Origin of the sequence: Streptomyces mirabilis (genome assembly GCF_039503195.1) — a bacterium.
Taxonomy (GTDB): Bacteria; Actinomycetota; Actinomycetes; order Streptomycetales; family Streptomycetaceae; genus Streptomyces; species Streptomyces mirabilis_D.
In genome coordinates this window covers 7,700,718-7,717,975 of record NZ_JBCJKP010000001.1, presented here as the reverse complement: position 1 = coordinate 7,717,975, position 17,258 = coordinate 7,700,718, and the positions used below count along the sequence as shown (strand labels likewise).

Genomic DNA, 17,258 nt, shown 5'->3' with positions numbered 1-17,258 from the left:
TGCAGGCCGGGTTCACCGGTTTGATCTCACCGGTGTCGGTCAGCCCGTCCTGCCGGCACAGGAAGGTCCTTCGCTCGATGTCGCGGGAATGCGAGGTGAGGCGGGAGCAACTCCCGGCGGGTTCCGGTCCGCCGCATGGGAGCGCTCCCACCTCATGTGGACGTTAGCGCGCACGACCACCTCTGTAAACGCTTCACGTGTAAGCGCTTCACATGTAAGCGCTTCACGCACGAGGGCCACATCCCCTGACAACGGGTGCGGCCCTCGCCATGACGGAGAAACCACTCAGGTACCGATTTTCCTATGACTGAGAGACCACCCGAGTCGGTCACGTCACCGAGGTGGGGTGACGTCAGACAGTGCTGTCGAAGAAGCTCCCTCCCGTAGTCGTTGCCGTTGGGCGTGCGGATGAGGGAGTGGACGTGCTCCTGGGTCGCGCCGCCGCCCTGCCCCGAACTGCCCGTCTGCGACTGCGGCTCCATTGCCGCGCGCTCCCCGGTGTCCCCGCTGCCGAGCTCGGTCATCGTCGCTGGATCCCTTCGTCGTGGGCACGTCCGGGACGGATGGCTGGGCGCACACGACTCCGGGGGAGCAGCCCGAGGTGAACCCGAAGTGCGGCGGAGGGAGGGCCTGGCCGACGACAACGAACCGCTCCCTTCCGGGCGCCGGGGCGGGCCGTTGTTCCGTCACCCGCGCTTGGCGCACACCGTGACCTGATGCCCGATCCAGCGCGTGCGAACGTATGTCGCCACCGAAGGAAGTGTCAACAATTTCGTTGACCTTCATGGCTCACGCACAGGCCGCACAGGCAACACAAGGTCGCCGAGGGGCGGCGCGGAGGGTGGTCGGGCTTCAGGCCGACGCGGGCGCCGGAGTGGGCGCCGGGTCCGGGGTCCTGATGCTGTCGGCCGGGGGCAGTTCGAGCGTGAACTCCGTACGACCTGGGGCGCTCTCCACGCGGATGCGACCGCCGTGGGCGGCGGTGACCGCCTCAGCGATGGCGAGTCCGAGGCCGGAGCCGCCCTCAGTCGGGTTGCCGCGGGAGCGCGAGGCGTCGCCCCGGGTGAAGCGTTCGAAGACGGACGGGAGCAGATGCTGCGGGATACCGGGGCCGTCGTCGCGCACGCGGATCGTGCAGGATGCGTCCGTGGCCTCCACCGAGGCGACCACGGTCGTACCAACAGGCGTATGCACACGGGCGTTGGCCAACAAGTTGACCACCACCTGGTGGAGCCGTGCCTCGTCGCCGACGACCAGGGCCGGGGTGTCCACCAGCAGCGCCAGCTGCCAGTTGTGGGTGTCCCCGGCGGCTCGCGCGTCCCACACCGCCTCGGCGACCAGTGCCGCGAGGTCCACCTCGGCCGCGTGCAGCGGCCGGCCCTCGTCCAGCCGGGCGAGCAGCAGCAGGTCCTCGACGAGGCCGGTCATCCGGGCCGACTCGGCGGAGACCCGGCGCCAGGCCAGGGTCGGTTCGATCCGTTCGGTGCCGCGGTTCATCAGTTCCGCGTATCCGGCGATGGAGGCGAGAGGGGTACGGAGTTCATGGCCGGCGTCGGCGAGGAAGCGGCGCATGCGTTCCTCGCTGCGGCGCATCTCCTCCTCGCCACGCCGACGTTCGGCGAGCGAGGACTCGACGTGGTCGATCATGCGGTTGAGGGCGGCACCGACCTGACCGGCCTCGCTGCCGGGGTCGGTGTCGCGTTCGGGGACCCGGATCAGTCTGGTGACCTCGCCGTGGCCCAGCGGGGAGCGGGAGACCGCGACGGCGATGGCGGCGACCCGTCCGAGGGGGCGCAGTTGGCGCCGTATGACGACGGCGCAGACGCAGCCCGCCACGGTGAGGCCGACGGCGGCCACGACGGCCTCGACCGCGATCAGGCGACCGATCATGTCCTGTACGTCTGCCATGGGAAGCCCGGTAAGGACGGAGACGCCGTCGCCGCCGAGAGCGGTCACCCGGTAGCTGCCGAGGCCCGGGACGGTACGGGTGTGCAGGGAGCCGTCGGTGGTGATGCGGTCGAGGGCGGCGCGCTGGACGGCGGTCAGGGTCTTCCGGCCGCCGTCGTGGGTGACGACCTCGGCGGCGAGGATGCCCCCGTCCTCGTCGAACCGGGCGGCGAGGGTGCCGACGGCCTGTCCCCGTTCGTTGAGGAACCCCAGGTCCGTGGCGTCGCTGCTGCGGCGCTGGAGGCCGCCCTGGCTGCGCTCGGCGGCGTCGGTGACGCGCTGGTCCAGGTTGCCGAGCAGGTAGGAGCGTTGGGCGAAGACGGTGGTGAGGGCCATGGCGGCGCAGACGGCGACGAGGGTGGCGCTGACGAAGAGGAACAGTCGCGTCCGCAGCGAACACCCGGTCCGAGGGGAGCGTCCGAAGAGCCGGGTCCGTCGGGGGCTCATCTCCCGTCCTCCACCGGCCGGATCGCGTACCCCACCCCACACACGGCGTGCATCGTCGATGCCCGCCCTTTGTCGATCTTCCGGCGCAGGCTCACGTGGTTCCTTGGATATCCGTAGTCGTTCGTCGTCTGCCGGCGCCATGCCATGTGCCGGTTTCGCCTGATTGTGCGAGGCGGTCCCCGCGGAGGTACCCGCCACCGTCACGTCCGACACGGGGGCGGTCGCCGCCGTCACGCTCGCCGCGCACGCGGGCCCCGTCGCCGTCGCCGCCGCCGTCCCCGAGGACACGCTCACCGGGGACGCGGTGGCCACCGGTGCGTTCGCCACGGGCGGGGTCGCCGGGGGCGCGTGTGACGTGGAGACGTTCGCTCCGGGTGCCAGACATATGACGATCCTGTCCCGGTTCGCTGGGAGAACCCCGTGTTCCGACTGTGCCGCAGCCGTGCGAAGGGCCTCCCGGGAGGAACCGGCGGTTCTCAACCCCCCTGGCCGAAGGGGGCATTGGCACCCCTCGGCCACAGGAATCCCTTGAGCCTCTTCTCTCCCGGCCCGCACAGTGGTCCAGACCTCACCAGGTCTCTCAAGGGAAGGAAAAGCCCACAGATGCGAAGACTCCACGCCCTCTGGGCCATGACAGGCGCCGCCGCTCTGCTCGCGGGTGCGATCGCCCCCTCGGCAGCGGCCCCGACCCCCTCGCCCGACACCCCACCGGGCACGGCGCAGGGCACCACCCGGACCGTCACCCTCATCACCGGCGACACCGTGTCGCTCACCGCCGGACCGGACGGAAAATATGCCGTCGACATCCAGCGCGGCAAGGGCCGTGAGGCCGCCACCTTCCTGTCGACCGAGCGCGACGGCGAGGTCAGTGTCCTGCCGGCGGACGCGATCCCGCTGGTGAAGGCGGGCCGTCTCGACCCGGCCCTGTTCAACGTCACCCAGCTGGTGAAGCAGGGATACACGGACGCGAAGACCGGCACCACCCCGGTGATCGCGACGTACAAGAGCGGCAGCGCGACCCCCGACGGCGCACGCCGGACGCTCAAGCTGCCCGCGATCGACGGGGCCGCGCTGAGCGCGAAGAAGTCGACCTCCTTCTGGGCCGACATCGCCCCCGCTCTCGGCACCGAACCGACCACCAAGGCCGCCAAGCAACTCGGCGAGGGCATCGACAAGATCTGGCTCGACGGCAAGGTACAGGCGTCCCTCGACGTCAGCGTGCCGCAGATCGGCGCACCCGAGGTGTGGAAGTCGGGCTACGACGGCAAGGGCATCAAGGTCGCCGTCCTGGACACCGGCGTGGACACCGGACACCCCGACCTCGCGGGCAAGATCGCGGAGTCCCAGAGCTTCGTGCCCGACGAGGGGGTGCAGGACGGATTCGGCCACGGAACGCACGTGGCCTCCACCATCGTCGGATCGGGCGCGGCCTCGGGCGGCCGCTACAAGGGCGTGGCGCCGGGCGCGGAACTGGCGGTGGGCAAGGTGCTCGACACCACCGGCCACGGCCAGGACTCCTGGATCATCGCGGGCATGGAGTGGGCGGCCAAATCCGGCGCGAAGATCGTGTCGATGTCGCTGGGCGGTGACGCCACCGGCCCCTCCGACATCCTGAGCGAGACCGTCGACAAGCTGTCCGAGTCCACCAGCACCCTCTTCGTGATCGCGGCGGGCAACTCCGGCCCGTCCGAGCAGACCGTCGGCACCCCGGGCATCGCCGACTCCGCGCTGACAGTGGGCGCCGTGGACAAGTCCGACAAGCTGGCCTCGTTCTCCAGCCGCGGTCCGCGCGCCGGTGACTACGCGGTCAAGCCGGAGATCACCGCGCCCGGCGTGGCCATCACCGCGGCCCGCGCCGCGGGCACCAGCATGCCTGGTGGTACGCCGGTCGACGACTACTACACGACGGCGAGCGGTACGTCGATGGCCACCCCGCATGTCGCGGGCGCCGCGGCGCTGGTCGCCCAGGCCCACCCCGACTGGACGGGCCAGCAGATCAAGCAGGCGCTGGCGACCACGGCGAAGACCATGCCGGACGCCGACGTCTTCGAGCAGGGCGACGGCCGGGTCGACGCCGTACGGGCCGTCAACCAGGGCGTCTTCGCGACGCCGACGCTGAGCTTCGGCAAGTACGAGGAGACCGACACCGAGGCCGCCGACAAGGACATCACGTACACCAACACCACGGACAAAGCGGTGGAGTTGAAGGTGTCCTCGTCACTTCGCGACGCCACACTGAACGCGGACACGGTGACCGTCCCGGCGAAGGCCACCGCCACCGTCGCGGTCACGGTCGACCCGGCGAAGGAGGCGACGGGCCGGTACACGGGCCACATCACCGCGAGCGCCGACGGCATCCTCGTCACCACGGCCATCGGCTTCGAGAAGCTGCCGAAGACCTACGACCTGAAGGTGTCGCTGCTGGGCCGTGACGGCAAGCCGACCAAGTCTTCGTCGATCTTCATGCTGCAGGAGCTGAACGGCGCGTATCCCGACACCTACGGGTTCATCGGCAGCGGCTACACCTTCAAGGTGCCGGCCGGTACGTACTCCACGGCGTCCTGGATCTCGCAGCGGGACGCGGCCGGACTGGAGGTCAACACCTCGGTCGTCGGCGATCCGGAGATCAAGGTCGCCCGTGACACCGAGGTCGTCCTCGACGCCCGCAAGGCGGTGGAGATCAAGCCGAAGACCAAGGAGGACTCCGAGTTCCAGGGCTTCAGCACCAACTGGCACCGGGAAGGCCCGGGCACTGCCTTCGGGGTGACCTACAGCCAGGGCTGGTGGACCGACCACATCTATGTGGCGCCCACCGAGAAGGTCACCCAGGGCATGTTCGAGTTCTCCTCGAAGTTCCGGCTGTACGCCAAGGAGCTGACGGCGAGCGTCACCGGCCCGGAGAAGTACGCGCTGCCCCTCGACTACGCGCAGACGTACAGCGGCCTCCCCGTGAAGGTCAGCGGTGATCACACGGTGCGGGCGGTGGACGCGGGCGCCGGAACCGCGGCCGACTTCAAGGGACTCGACGTCAAGGGCAAGGTGGCGGTCGTCCGGGTGGGCGCCGGTGCGACGGCGGACGAGGCGCTGGCCAACGCGACCGCGGCCGGGGCCGGTTACGTCCTCGCCTACCGCGAGACGCCCGGATACTGGCTCGGCTCCGTGCAGAGCATGACTGTCCCGCTGATGCTCGCCACCGGCGAGGACGGCGCGAAGCTCGGCGCCCTGCTGAAGAGCGGGAAGAAGGTCAAGCTGAAGCTGGCCGGCACTCCCGTCAGTCCGTATGTGTACAACGTGATGTTCCCGCAGGTGGGAGCCATCTCGGCGAACCAGACGTACAACCTGAACAGCTCCAACACGGTGAAGCAGACGGTTCGTTACCGCGGAGCCGGGGCCGGGGATGTCGGCAAGGACGCCGTGTACCGGTACCGCCCCTGGCAGAGTGCCGACATCGCGACCACCACCAACGTGCGGCTCGGCACGGAGCGCACCGAGTACTACAACGTCTCCGACAATCGGATCTGGCACGCCGTCTATCCCAACTGGAAGGCGAACCAGCCTCAGTGGGGTCCCGTGCGGACCTTCGACAAGGCGGGCAAGCAACCCACCGAGGACTGGCTGGGCCAGGTCGTCCGCCCGGCGACCGCTCAGCAGGCCGGCCTCTCCCAGCGCACCGGTGACAAACTCACCGTCCGCGTACCGGAGTTGAGCGATGCCACACCGGGCCACTACGGATACGCGGACAACGTTCTGGACACCGCGAAGGGCAAGCTGTACGCGGACGGGCAACTGATCGGCGACACCGCACTCGGCGGCTACGGTACGTTCACCGCGCCGGCGGCGAAGTCCTCGTACCGCCTCGTGGTCGACACGCAGCGCACGGCCGACTGGGCGGCGTACTCCACCGCCACCCACACCGAATGGTCCTTCGCCTCGGCGCACACGGACCAGCAGACGGCGCTCGGGCTGCTCTCGGTCGACTACGACGTGGCCGGGCTCAACCTTCTCAACAGTGCTGAGGCCGGACACACGTCGAAGCTCGGCCTCTCCGTCCGGAACCAGTCGGGCGGCGTCACCGCCAGTTCCCTGAAGGCCTGGGTCTCGTACGACGACGGCACCTCGTGGAAGGAAGTGAAGGTCAAGCACGGCAAGGCGGAGCTGAAGCACCCGAAGAAGGACGCCCGGTTCGTGTCGCTGCGCGTACGGGCCGGCGACCGGGACGGCAACATCGTCGACCAGACGGTCGTACGGGCGTTCGGCCTGAAGTAGACGACCGTAGCCAAACGTTGCGGAAAGCCTTAACAAAGATCGTCTACCGTGCCGGGCCATGGTGAACACGGCATACGACACGGCAAGGGAGACCCCTGCCGCGAGCCCCTGGGCCGCGGTGGGGGTCTCCGCGTTCGACGAGGTGCTGTACCAGGCAATCCTCAACCAGCCCGACGCCGGCGCGGCCGGCTGGGCGCTGCTGACCGGTGCCTCCCCGGCCCGGGTCCGCGAGGCCTGCAACCGGCTGCTCACGCTCGGGCTGTTGCAACCACCGGACTCCATGGGCGGGTTACGGGCGGTCGACCCCCGGGTGGCGATCCGCGCGCTGATCCGGCGGCGCGAGACGGAGTCCGAACTGCTGGCCGCCACCGCCGAGGAGATGGCGACCGCGTACGAGGCGGGGCTGCTTCGCGAGGAGCCGTCCCGGCTGGTCGAGGTGGCCTCCGGCGAGGGCGCCATCGCGGCACGCCTGGAGGAGATGTACGCGCGCGCCGAGCACGAGGTGTGCCTTTTCGACACACCGCCGTATCTCGCCCCGCCCGCTCCTCAGGTGGATCTCCAGGCCGATCTGCTCAGCCGCGGAATCGTCTCTCGGGGGATCTACGCGGCGACCGGCCTGGAGGATCCGAAGGTCCTGTCCCGCGCCCTGAGTATGGTCGAACTCGGCGAGCAGGCCCGGGTGTTGCCGACCGTGCCGCTCAAGCTGCTGGTGGTCGACGGATGCCGCGCGCTGCTGCCGCTGACCGCCTCCGTGGCCGGCGGCTACTGTGCCGTCGTGGTGTGGCACTCGGCGGTCACCGAGGCCTTGCAGAAGCTCTTCGAGCTGGCCTGGCAGCAGGCGACCCCGCTCGGCCAGCCGGTCTCCGACGGTGAACTCACCGAGGACGAGCGGACGTTGACCCGGCTGCTGGCCGCCGGGATGAAGGACGAGGCGGTCGCCCGTCACCTGGGGGTGAGCCTGCGGACACTGCGCCGCCGGGTGAGCGATCTGCAGGAGCGGCTGGGCGCGGCGAGCCGTTTCCAGCTGGGGATGCGGGCGGCGCAGCGCGGCTGGGTGTAGGCGCCCGGGCATGCCGTCGCATGCGAAGGGCCGCACCCCTCCGAAGAGGAGTGCGGCCCGGCCGCCGTACCGGATCGCCTACTTGCGGATCAGGTTGCGCAGCACGTACTGCATGATGCCGCCGTTGCGGTAGTAGTCCGCCTCGCCGGGGGTGTCGATGCGGACGACCGCGTCGAACTCGACGCCGGTGTCGGTGGTGACCTTCACCGTGCGCGGGGTGGTGCCGTTGTTGAGCTCCTCGACGCCGGTGAAGGAGAAGGTCTCCTCGCCGGTGAGGCCGAGGGTCTCGGCGGTGGCGCCCTCCGGGAACTGGAGCGGCAGGACGCCCATGCCGATGAGGTTGGAGCGGTGGATGCGCTCGTACGACTCGGCGATGACGGCCTTGACGCCGAGGAGCGCGGTGCCTTTGGCGGCCCAGTCGCGGGACGAGCCGGAGCCGTACTCCTTGCCGGCCAGGATGACCAGCGGGGTGCCCTGCTCGATGTAGTTGCGCGAGGCGTCGTAGATGAACGCGACGGGCGCGCCCTCGACGGTGAAGTCGCGGGTGTAGCCGCCCTCCGTGCCCGGCGCGATCTGGTTGCGCAGGCGGATGTTGGCGAACGTGCCGCGGATCATGACCTCGTGGTTGCCTCGGCGCGAGCCGTAGGAGTTGAAGTCACGACGCTCCACACCGTGCTCGGTGAGGTACTTGCCGGCCGGGGTGTCGGCCTTGATGGCGCCGGCCGGGGAGATGTGGTCGGTGGTGACCGAGTCGCCCAGCTTGGCGAGCACACGGGCACCGGCGATGTCGGTGACCGGGGACGGCTCGTGCGCCATGCCCTCGAAGTACGGGGGCTTGCGGACGTAGGTGGACTGCGGGTCCCACTCGAAGGTGTTGCCGGTCGGGATCGGCAGCGCCTGCCACTGGGCGTCGCCCGCGAAGACATCCTTGTAGGACTTGTTGAACATGTCCTCGCCGATGGCGTTCGCCACGACGTCGTTGACCTCGGCCTCGGAGGGCCAGATGTCGGCCAGGTAGACCGGCTTGCCGTCCTGGTCGATGCCCAGCGCGTCCTTGGTGATGTCCACCTTCATGGAGCCCGCGAGCGCGTACGCGACGACCAGCGGCGGGGAGGCCAGGTAGTTCATCTTGACGTCGGGGTTGATGCGGCCCTCGAAGTTCCGGTTGCCGGAGAGGACCGAGGTGACGGCGAGGTCGTGGTCGTTGACGGCCTTGGAGACCTCCTCCGGCAGCGGGCCGGAGTTGCCGATGCAGGTGGTGCAGCCGTAGCCGACGAGGTTGAAGCCGACCTTGTCGAGGTAGGGGGTGAGCCCCGCCTTGTCGAAGTAGTCGGTGACGACCTTGGAGCCCGGGGCGAGGGTGGTCTTGACCCACGGCTTGCGGGTCAGGCCCTTCTCGACCGCCTTCTTGGCCACCAGCGCGGCGGCGACCATGACGTACGGGTTCGAGGTGTTGGTGCAGGAGGTGATGGCCGCGACCGTCACCGCGCCGTGGTCGATCTCGTAGGTCGAGCCGTCGGGGGCGGTGACCGTGGTCGGACGGGTCGGTACGCCGTTGGCGGTGGCCGGGGAGTCGGAGGCCGGGAAGGACTCCTTGCCCGCCTCGTCGTCCTCGTCGACGTAGTTGCGCACGTCCTGTGCGAACTGCTGCGCGGCGTTGGCCAGGACGATCCGGTCCTGCGGGCGCTTCGGGCCGGCGATCGACGGGACGACCGTCGAGAGGTCCAGCTCCAGCTTCTCGGAGAAGTCGGGCTCGGCGGCCGGGTCGAGCCAGAGGCCCTGCTCCTTGGCGTACGCCTCGACGAGCGCGAGCTGCTGCTCGCTGCGGCCGGTCAGCTTGAGGTACTTGATCGTTTCTGCGTCGATCGGGAAGATCGCGGCCGTCGAGCCGAACTCCGGCGACATGTTGCCGATGGTGGCGCGGTTGGCCAGCGAGGTGGCGGCGACGCCCTCGCCGTAGAACTCGACGAACTTGCCGACGACGCCGTGCTTGCGCAGCATCTCGGTGATCGTGAGCACCAGGTCGGTGGCGGTGGTGCCGGGGGTGAGCTCACCGGTCAGCTTGAAGCCGACGACGCGCGGGATGAGCATGGAGACCGGCTGGCCGAGCATCGCGGCCTCGGCCTCGATGCCGCCGACGCCCCAGCCGAGCACACCGAGGCCGTTGACCATGGTGGTGTGCGAGTCGGTGCCGACGAGCGTGTCGGGGTACGCCTGGCCGTTACGGACCATGACCGTGCGCGCCAGGTGCTCGATGTTCACCTGGTGGACGATGCCGGTGCCCGGCGGGACGACCTTGAACTCGTCGAAGGCGGTCTGGCCCCAGCGCAGGAACTGGTAGCGCTCCCTGTTGCGGCCGTACTCCAGCTCGACGTTCTGCGCGAACGCGTCGTTGGTGCCGAACTTGTCGGCGATGACGGAGTGGTCGATGACCAGCTCGGCCGGGGCCAGCGGGTTGATCTTCGCCGGGTCTCCGCCGAGCTCCTTGACGGCCTCACGCATGGTGGCGAGGTCGACGACACAGGGCACGCCGGTGAAGTCCTGCATGATCACGCGGGCGGGCGTGAACTGGATCTCCTGGCTGGGCTGCGCCTGGGAGTCCCAGTTGCCGATCGACCGGATGTGGTCGGCGGTGATGTTCGCGCCGTCCTCGGTGCGGAGCAGGTTCTCCAGCAGCACCTTCAGGCTGTACGGAAGGCGAGCCGAGCCTTCCACCTTGTCCAGCCGGAAGATCTCGTACGACTCGTCGCCCACCTGCAGCGTGCTGCGGGCGTCGAAGCTGTTCGCCGACACGACAGTCTCCTTCATTGATGTGCGCGTTCCCACCGCATCCTGCCGCCACGACGTCTTGGCCGATCCGCTAAGGTAAGGCTAAGTTAGGTAAGCCTTACCGTCAGACCTGATGACTGCGTGCGGCTGCGGTGCACCTCGGCAGATATCTCGATGTCGAGATAACTCTAGTACATGGGCGCCCCCGGGTCATGCCCGGCATGCTGTCGACCTGCCGTCAGGCACTCCGCCGCGCCGCGGCAGCGCGCGCGTGAGCCACACCAGCTCGCCGCGGTCGTCGGCCGAGACGTGGTCCCGCTCGAACCCGAGCTTTTCGAGGACGCGGAACGAGGGGGCGTCCCAGGTGCGCACGGTCGCCCAGACCCGCCCGCGCCCGGTCGTGCTCGCGGCGGCGAGCACCGCGCAGGCCGCCTCGGTCGCGTAGCCGTGCCCGTGCGCGCTTCGGAACAACTCGTACGCGATCTCGGGTTCGTCGAGGGAGGCCCGGCCGACGTAGCCGAGGAAGGCGCCCGTGTCGCGGCGGTCGACGGGCAGCAGAGCGATGCCGGTCGACGCCGCCGCGGCGAGCTGGGCCGCGATGATCTCGCGGCTCCGTTCGACCGGGAGCGGTCCCGCACCCCGTTCCGCGAAGAGCGCGCTGTGTCCCTCGGCATCGGAGTCGGACCACGGCCGCAGCGTCAGCCGGGCGGTCTCGAGGCGTGACGGCATCGGCGGATACGCGGGCACGGCGACACCCTATCGACGGCGCCCGGGGCGGGGAACGCCGCGCTCGGGGCGAGCAAACCCGTACTCGGGGCGGGGCGGGCCGGGCGGTCATGGGTCTGTCCGCCCGTGCCTGGCACTGCCAGTACCAGGCACGGGCGGGCGGACCGGTGCACAGTGGGGGCATGGCGAGTACGGAGTTCGGGCGGACGGTCCGGCGCTGGCGGGACCGGGTCTCCCCCGAGGCGGCCGGGCTCCCCGTCGGCGGGCACCGACGCGCGGCCGGACTGCGCCGCGAGGAGCTGGCCCTGCTGGCCGGGATCTCGGTCGACTATGTCACCCGTCTCGAACAGGGCCGGGCGAGCAACCCCTCGGAGCAGATCGTCGAGGCGCTCGGCCGGGCGCTGCGACTGTCCGGCGCCGAGCGCGAACACCTCTTCCATCTCGCCGGACTGGTCCCGCCGGGACGCGGCACCGTGCCCGCCCACATCACCCCCGGCGTGCACCGGATGCTGGACCGGCTGACCGGAACGCCCGTCGCGGTCTTCGACGCGGCATGGAACCTGCTGCTGGCCAACCCGCTGTACGCGGCCCTGATGGGTGACCCGTCCGGGTGGCGCGGCAACGAGCGCAACGCGGTGTGGCGCAACCTCGTGGGCCCGGGCAGCCACGTCCGCCACACCCCCGAGGCCCGACGCGAGTTCGAGACCACCGTCGTCGCCGACCTGCGCGCGACCGCGCGCCGGTATCCGGCGGACCAGCGGCTGCGGCGCCTGGTCGAGGAGTTGCGCGCGAACAGCGACCGGTTCGCCGAGCTGTGGGAGTCCGAGGCCGTGGGCCACCACGAGGCCTCGCGCAAGACCATCGACCATCCGCAGCTGGGTCCCGTGACGCTCGACTGCGACGTACTCAACGTCGCGGGCAGCGACCTGCGCATCATGGTCTACACGGCGGAGCCGGGAACGCGGGACGCCGAGCAGGTCGCCCTCCTCGGGGTCATCGGCACCCAGACACTCGTGGAGCGCGGGGCGGCCGAACGAGGCTGAGCGCGCCGGGAGTTCACAGGCAACCATCGCCCGCTTCGGGGTACTGGGAACGGGACGCGCCGCAGTCGGCGGCGCGAAACGACAGGAATGCCGCGAACTGCCCCAAGGGGGACCCTTCATGCCTCTCACGTTCCGCAAGAGCTTCCGCATCCTTCCCGGGGTGCGGCTGAACATCAACCGGCACTCGTGGTCGATCACCACGGGCGGCCGGCACGGGCCGCACCACACCCGCAGCAGCACCGGACGCCGCACCTCGTCGATGGATCTGCCGGGCCCCTTCGGCTGGCGGCGCACGACGCGTCGACGGGAGCGCTGACCGAAGTCGCCGTGCCGCCACGGCGCCGCACCCGAACTCCCATGCGGGTGCGGTGTGCTGTTCCCCACTACCCGGACGGGTGCGCTCCGTTTCTCTTTATCTCACATCAGATATACGGTCGCGCCATGGCAGACGACTACCTCGTACGCATCGGCAAGCTCATCCGTGACGCCCGGCAACACCGGGGCTGGACACAGTCGCAGCTCGCCGAGGCACTCGGCACAAGTCAGAGCGCCGTCAATCGCATCGAGCGCGGCAACCAAAACATCAGCCTTGAGATGATCGCTCGAATCGGTGAAGCCCTGGACAGCGAAATCGTCTCTCTGGGCTACGCGGGTCCGATGCATCTGCGCGTGGTCGGCGGACGTCGTCTGTCCGGCTCGATCGATGTCAAGACCAGTAAGAACGCGTGCGTCGCACTGCTGTGCGCGACGCTCCTGAACAAGGGGCGCACGGTGCTGCGCCGGGTGGCCCGGATCGAAGAGGTCTACCGCCTGCTGGAGGTGCTCGGCTCGATCGGCGTCCGCACCCGCTGGATCAACGACGGGGTCGACCTCGAGATCGTGCCCCCGAGCGAGCTGGACATGGAGGCGATCGACGCCGAGGCCGCCCGCCGGACGCGGTCGATCATCATGTTCCTCGGCCCGCTGCTGCACCGTATGGACACCTTCAGGCTGCCGTACGCGGGCGGTTGCGACCTCGGCACCAGGACCATCGAGCCGCACATGATCGCGCTGCGGCGGTTCGGGCTCGACATCGCCGCCACCGAGGGGCTCTACCACGCCCAGGTCGACCGGGCCGTCTCCCCCGGCCGGCCCATCGTGCTGACCGAGCGCGGGGACACCGTCACCGAGAACGCACTGCTCGCCGCCGCCCGCCACGACGGCGTGACCGTCATCCGCAACGCATCCTCCAACTACATGGTCCAGGACCTGTGCTTCTTCCTGGAGGCACTCGGCGTACGGGTGGAGGGCGTCGGCACGACCACGCTCACCGTCCACGGCGTGCCGAACATCGACGTGGACGTGGACTACTCGCCCTCCGAGGACCCGGTCGAGGCGATGAGCCTGCTGGCCGCCGCGGTGGTCACCGAGTCGGAGCTGACGGTACGCCGGGTGCCAATCGAGTTCCTGGAGATCGAGCTCGCGGTACTGGAGGAGATGGGCCTCGACCACGACCGCACGCCGGAGTACTTCGCCGACAACGGCCGTACGCGGCTGGTGGACCTGACCGTACGGCCCTCCAAGCTCGAGGCGCCGATCGACAAGATCCACCCGATGCCGTTCCCGGGCCTGAACATCGACAACGTGCCGTTCTTCGCGGCCATCGCGGCCTCCGCCCAGGGCAAGACCCTCATCCACGACTGGGTCTACGACAACCGGGCCATCTACCTGACCGACCTCAACCGGCTCGGCGGCCGGCTGCAACTCCTCGACCCGCACCGCGTGCTGGTCGAGGGCCCGACCCGCTGGCGCGCCGCTGAGATGATGTGCCCGCCCGCGCTGCGCCCGGCCGTGGTCGTGCTGCTGGCGATGATGGCGGCCGACGGCACGTCCGTGCTGCGCAACGTGTACGTCATCAATCGCGGCTACGAGGACCTCGCCGAGCGGCTCAACTCGATCGGAGCGCAGATCGAGACGTTCCGGGACATCTAGGACGACCGGAAGGTGGTGGGGCTCGCCGGAGGACGACTTCGCGTCGTCCTCCGGCGAGCCCGCCGTGTGTCGTCCCGTCCCGCCCGTGCGCCGGCTCAGCCCTCCATGAGGGTGATGTCCTGCTGCTGCACCGCGTGGAACAGCGGCAGCGGCAGACCGCCCAGGGCGGGGCTCAGTTCCATCAGGGTGGCCTCGACATGGGCGGCGCCCGGTGCGAGGGCGCCGGGTGTGCGCTTCTCCGAGTTGGTCCAGCGGTGCTCCGCGCCGTCGCAGACCGCCGCGCTGCCGCCGATGCCGTAGCGGATCCGGGGGTCGCCCTGCGACACCGACGAGGAGACGAGCACCGGCCCCGTACGGCCCAGGCAGCGGTAGGTGCCGGAGAGGGTGACGGTTCCGTCGGCGGCGAGGTGACCGGTCGCGTCGACGGTGACCGTCTCGGACGGGTCCGACAGGGCGCCGACGGACACGGCGACGGCGGACGGGGCGAACAGCAGCAGGAGCGCGGCGCCGGTGGCCGCGCCGATGACCTGGCGCAAGGGCATGAGGTACCTCCTGGAACGTGGGGGGCTCCACAGGTACCGGGCGCACGGGCCCGAGGCGGTGATCCTCACCCCTTTGGTGGCGAGTCCGCTGTACGGCGGGTCCGGTACAAAGGGGTCCGGTACCGGCGGTCCGGTACAAGGGGGTCGGGTTCAGGCGCGTCCCGTCCATGGCGGGTCCGGCCCGTCGCGGGTCGGGTCCGTGCGTCATGGGAACGTTCGAGAGTTGTCCGCGTGTTGTCACGCTTCTCGACCGGCGGTTCCGATGAGTTCGCCACGGGAGCATGGTCTTACGTATGCGAGGCGGCGACGGCGCCGTCGGCACTCATCGCATCCGACGTGGAGGTGCGTCATGTGTTCCCACCAAACTCTGTGCCCGTCCGCGGACTCCCAGGCTCCGCACATCGTGTCGGCCCACCCCGAGCAGGGCTGGAGCCTGCTGTGCAACGGCGCGATCGTCTTCGACGACAGCGGTGAACTGCTCCCCGACGGCAGCGTGGTCGCTCCGCACCGGGTGTTCGCCGAGCGGCTGGCCGTCGCCGCCTAGTCCCTCCGGGAGTTCGGGGAGTTCGGGGAGTTCCGGGAGCGGGGTGCTAGGGCAGCACCGCGAAACCGTCGAGTTCGACCAGGGCCTGTTCGTCCCAGAGGCGGGCGGCGCCGACGACGGCCATCGCCGGATAGTTCCGTCCCGCCAACCGCCGCCAGACGCGGCCGAGTTCGGGGGCCCGCGCACGGTAGTCCGCGACATCGGTGGCATAGACCGTGACCCGCGCGAGGTCGGCCGGGGTGCCGCCCGCGGCCCGCAACGCCGTCAGCAGATTGGTCAGCGCCTTCTCGAACTGCTCCGGGAGGGTCTCGCCGACCACCTTCCCGTCCGTGTCCAGCGCGGTCTGGCCCGCCAGGAAGACCACGCGGGTGCCGGTGGCGACGACGGCGTGCGAGAAGCCGGTGGGCGGGGAGAGTTCGGGCGGGTTGACGCGCTCGGTGCTCACTGGACCTCCAGGCTCTCGACGCTCACAAGGCCTCCACCGACGCGTACAGCTCCTTGGCGATGACCGCCCGCTGGACCTCGCTGGCGCCTTCGTAGATACGGGGCGCGCGGACCTCCCGGTAGAGGTGTTCGAGGAGATGGCCGCGGCGCAGGGCACGGGCGCCGTGCAGTTGGACCGCCGCGTCGACCACGTACTGGGCCGTCTCGGTCGCCAGCAGCTTCGCCATCGCCGCGCGCCGGGGCACGTCCGGGGCCCCTTCGTCGTACGCCGCCGCCGCCGCGTAGACCATCAGGCGGGCCGCCTCCGTACGCATCGCCATCTCGGCGACCTGGTGAGCCACCGTCTGCAGGTCCTTCAGCCTGCCGCCGAACGCCTCACGCGCTGCCGTGTGGGTGAGCGTCGCCGCGAGGGCCGCCTCCGCCATGCCGACCGCGAAGGCGCCCACGCTCGGGCGGAAGAGGTTGAGGGTGTGCATCGCGACCCGGAAACCGCGGTCGGGCTCGCCGAGCACGTCGTCCGCCGTCACCGGTACGGCGTCGAAGGCGAGGGCGCCGATGGGGTGCGGGGAGAGCATGTCGAGCGGGGTGCCGGTGAGGCCCGGCCGGTCGGCGGGCACCAGGAAGGCGGTGACGCCACGGGCTCCGGCGCCCGGGGTGGTCCGCGCGAACACGGTGTAGAAGTCGGCCTCGGGCGCGTTGGAGATCCAGCACTTCTCCCCACTGAGCCGCCAGCTCCCCCAGCCGTCCCGCTCGGCAACGGGCGACTCCTGCGCCTCGACGACGGACGGCCCGGGACCCGCGGGCGAGGAACCGGGGGCCACGGGCAGGGTTCCGGGGACCGCAGACGCGACTCCAGCGGCCGGGGACGAGGCCCCGCGGGCCGCGGGTGCGGCTTCGCCGGGCCCCGGTGCGGACGTGGGCGCCCGTGCGTCGTCCCGGTCCGCGCGGAGCGCCAGCGCCGCCGCGTCCGAGCCCGCGCCCGGCTCGCTGAGCGCGAACGCGGCCACCGCGCTCCCGTCCGCGACCCGGGGCAGCCAGCGCTCGCGCTGTGCCCGGGTGCCGTACGCGTGCACCGGATGCGCACCGAGGCCTTGCAGGGCGAGCGCCGTCTCGGCCTCGGTGCAACCGTGCGCCAAGGACTCCCGCATCAGGCACAGATCGAGCGCGCCCGAGGTGAACAGGCGGGCGAGCAGCCCGAGCCGGCCCAACTCGGCGACAAGAGCGCGGTTGACGTGACCCGGCTCGCCCTTCTCCGCCAGCGGGCGCAACCGCTCCTCGGCCAGCGCGCGCAGTTCGGCACACCAGGCGGTCTGTACCGGATCGAGCGAGAATGCGGTCATTGCCGGTTCCCTCTCCGCCGTCGGACTGCGGGACCCCAGGCTATCGCGAGACATTGACTGTCGTCACCAACACGATACGCTCCTTGTGCGAGACGCGAGCCGAGAGCACCGAGACCTGAGCACCGAGAGCCACGAGCTGAGCGCTGCGAGCCCACCACG

The 17,258-nt window shown here is 70.3% G+C and carries 12 protein-coding genes; 6 read left to right on the top strand and 6 right to left on the bottom strand.

Translation table 11 applies throughout. The features are described 5' to 3' along the window. Positions 1 to 852 precede the first annotated feature (852 nt). The gene (locus tag AAFF41_RS35185) at positions 853 to 2,394 is read right to left on the bottom strand and encodes a sensor histidine kinase (protein ID WP_343325190.1); all 1,542 of its coding nucleotides are present in this window, start codon (positions 2,392 to 2,394) and stop codon (positions 853 to 855) included. 603 nt (positions 2,395 to 2,997) lie between these two features. Between AAFF41_RS35185 and AAFF41_RS35180 the strand changes: the two genes are divergently transcribed. Both AAFF41_RS35180 and AAFF41_RS35175 read left to right on the top strand, forming a co-directional pair. Beyond that, on the top strand, positions 2,998 to 6,660 hold the full coding sequence (locus tag AAFF41_RS35180) for a S8 family serine peptidase (protein ID WP_343325189.1): 3,663 nt from the start codon (positions 2,998 to 3,000) through the stop codon (positions 6,658 to 6,660). A gap of 58 nt (positions 6,661 to 6,718) precedes the next feature. Then, on the top strand, positions 6,719 to 7,720 hold the full coding sequence (locus AAFF41_RS35175) for a response regulator transcription factor (RefSeq protein WP_319748537.1): 1,002 nt from the start codon (positions 6,719 to 6,721) through the stop codon (positions 7,718 to 7,720). A 78-nt stretch (positions 7,721 to 7,798) separates the two neighbouring features. Here AAFF41_RS35175 and acnA read toward each other — a convergent pair whose 3' ends face one another. Both acnA and AAFF41_RS35165 read right to left on the bottom strand, forming a co-directional pair. Further along, positions 7,799 to 10,513 (bottom strand): aconitate hydratase AcnA, encoded by a 2,715-nt coding sequence (gene acnA, locus AAFF41_RS35170; RefSeq protein ID WP_319748536.1) that lies wholly within the window; start codon positions 10,511 to 10,513, stop codon positions 7,799 to 7,801. Between the two features lie 186 nt (positions 10,514 to 10,699). Further along, positions 10,700 to 11,218, bottom strand: a complete 519-nt coding sequence (locus AAFF41_RS35165; RefSeq protein WP_343326396.1) for a GNAT family N-acetyltransferase — start codon at positions 11,216 to 11,218, stop codon at positions 10,700 to 10,702. Between the two features lie 179 nt (positions 11,219 to 11,397). Between AAFF41_RS35165 and AAFF41_RS35160 the strand changes: the two genes are divergently transcribed. From AAFF41_RS35160 to AAFF41_RS35150, 3 genes are all read left to right on the top strand, one after another. Beyond that, the gene (locus AAFF41_RS35160; RefSeq protein WP_319748535.1) at positions 11,398 to 12,258 is read left to right on the top strand and encodes a helix-turn-helix transcriptional regulator; all 861 of its coding nucleotides are present in this window, start codon (positions 11,398 to 11,400) and stop codon (positions 12,256 to 12,258) included. Between the two features lie 118 nt (positions 12,259 to 12,376). Then, positions 12,377 to 12,574: a DUF4236 domain-containing protein gene (locus tag AAFF41_RS35155; protein WP_319748534.1), complete on the top strand. Its 198-nt coding sequence runs from the start codon at positions 12,377 to 12,379 to the stop codon at positions 12,572 to 12,574. Positions 12,575 to 12,699: 125 nt separating this feature from the next. Next, positions 12,700 to 14,229 (top strand): helix-turn-helix domain-containing protein, encoded by a 1,530-nt coding sequence (locus AAFF41_RS35150; protein WP_054234030.1) that lies wholly within the window; start codon positions 12,700 to 12,702, stop codon positions 14,227 to 14,229. Positions 14,230 to 14,324: 95 nt separating this feature from the next. Here AAFF41_RS35150 and AAFF41_RS35145 read toward each other — a convergent pair whose 3' ends face one another. Then, positions 14,325 to 14,771 carry a DUF6299 family protein gene (locus AAFF41_RS35145; RefSeq protein WP_319748533.1) on the bottom strand — a complete coding sequence of 149 codons (447 nt, stop codon included), beginning with the start codon at positions 14,769 to 14,771 and terminating at the stop codon, positions 14,325 to 14,327. Between the two features lie 349 nt (positions 14,772 to 15,120). On the opposite strand from AAFF41_RS35145, the gene AAFF41_RS35140 reads away from it, so the two are divergent. After that, positions 15,121 to 15,315, top strand: coding sequence for a DUF5999 family protein (locus tag AAFF41_RS35140; RefSeq protein ID WP_319748532.1), 195 nt, complete (start codon positions 15,121 to 15,123; stop codon positions 15,313 to 15,315). A 46-nt stretch (positions 15,316 to 15,361) separates the two neighbouring features. Here AAFF41_RS35140 and AAFF41_RS35135 read toward each other — a convergent pair whose 3' ends face one another. Beyond that, positions 15,362 to 15,760: a RidA family protein gene (locus AAFF41_RS35135; RefSeq protein ID WP_343325188.1), complete on the bottom strand. Its 399-nt coding sequence runs from the start codon at positions 15,758 to 15,760 to the stop codon at positions 15,362 to 15,364. Positions 15,761 to 15,782: 22 nt separating this feature from the next. After that, positions 15,783 to 17,099 carry an acyl-CoA dehydrogenase family protein gene (locus AAFF41_RS35130; RefSeq protein WP_343325187.1) on the bottom strand — a complete coding sequence of 439 codons (1,317 nt, stop codon included), beginning with the start codon at positions 17,097 to 17,099 and terminating at the stop codon, positions 15,783 to 15,785. Between the last annotated feature and the right edge of the window lie 159 nt (positions 17,100 to 17,258).

Bases quoted from the DNA above. Each gene is read 5' to 3' on its own strand.
- AAFF41_RS35185 (WP_343325190.1), bottom strand. From the start codon at position 2,394: ATGAGCCCCCGACGGACCCGGCTCTTCGGACGCTCCCCTCGGACCGGG.
- AAFF41_RS35180 (WP_343325189.1), top strand. From the start codon at position 2,998: ATGCGAAGACTCCACGCCCTCTGGGCCATGACAGGCGCCGCCGCTCTG.
- AAFF41_RS35175 (WP_319748537.1), top strand. From the start codon at position 6,719: ATGGTGAACACGGCATACGACACGGCAAGGGAGACCCCTGCCGCGAGC.
- AAFF41_RS35165 (WP_343326396.1), bottom strand. From the start codon at position 11,218: ATGCCGTCACGCCTCGAGACCGCCCGGCTGACGCTGCGGCCGTGGTCC.
- AAFF41_RS35160 (WP_319748535.1), top strand. From the start codon at position 11,398: ATGGCGAGTACGGAGTTCGGGCGGACGGTCCGGCGCTGGCGGGACCGG.
- AAFF41_RS35155 (WP_319748534.1), top strand. From the start codon at position 12,377: ATGCCTCTCACGTTCCGCAAGAGCTTCCGCATCCTTCCCGGGGTGCGG.
- AAFF41_RS35150 (WP_054234030.1), top strand. From the start codon at position 12,700: ATGGCAGACGACTACCTCGTACGCATCGGCAAGCTCATCCGTGACGCC.
- AAFF41_RS35145 (WP_319748533.1), bottom strand. From the start codon at position 14,771: ATGCCCTTGCGCCAGGTCATCGGCGCGGCCACCGGCGCCGCGCTCCTG.
- AAFF41_RS35140 (WP_319748532.1), top strand. From the start codon at position 15,121: ATGTGTTCCCACCAAACTCTGTGCCCGTCCGCGGACTCCCAGGCTCCG.
- AAFF41_RS35130 (WP_343325187.1), bottom strand. From the start codon at position 17,099: ATGACCGCATTCTCGCTCGATCCGGTACAGACCGCCTGGTGTGCCGAA.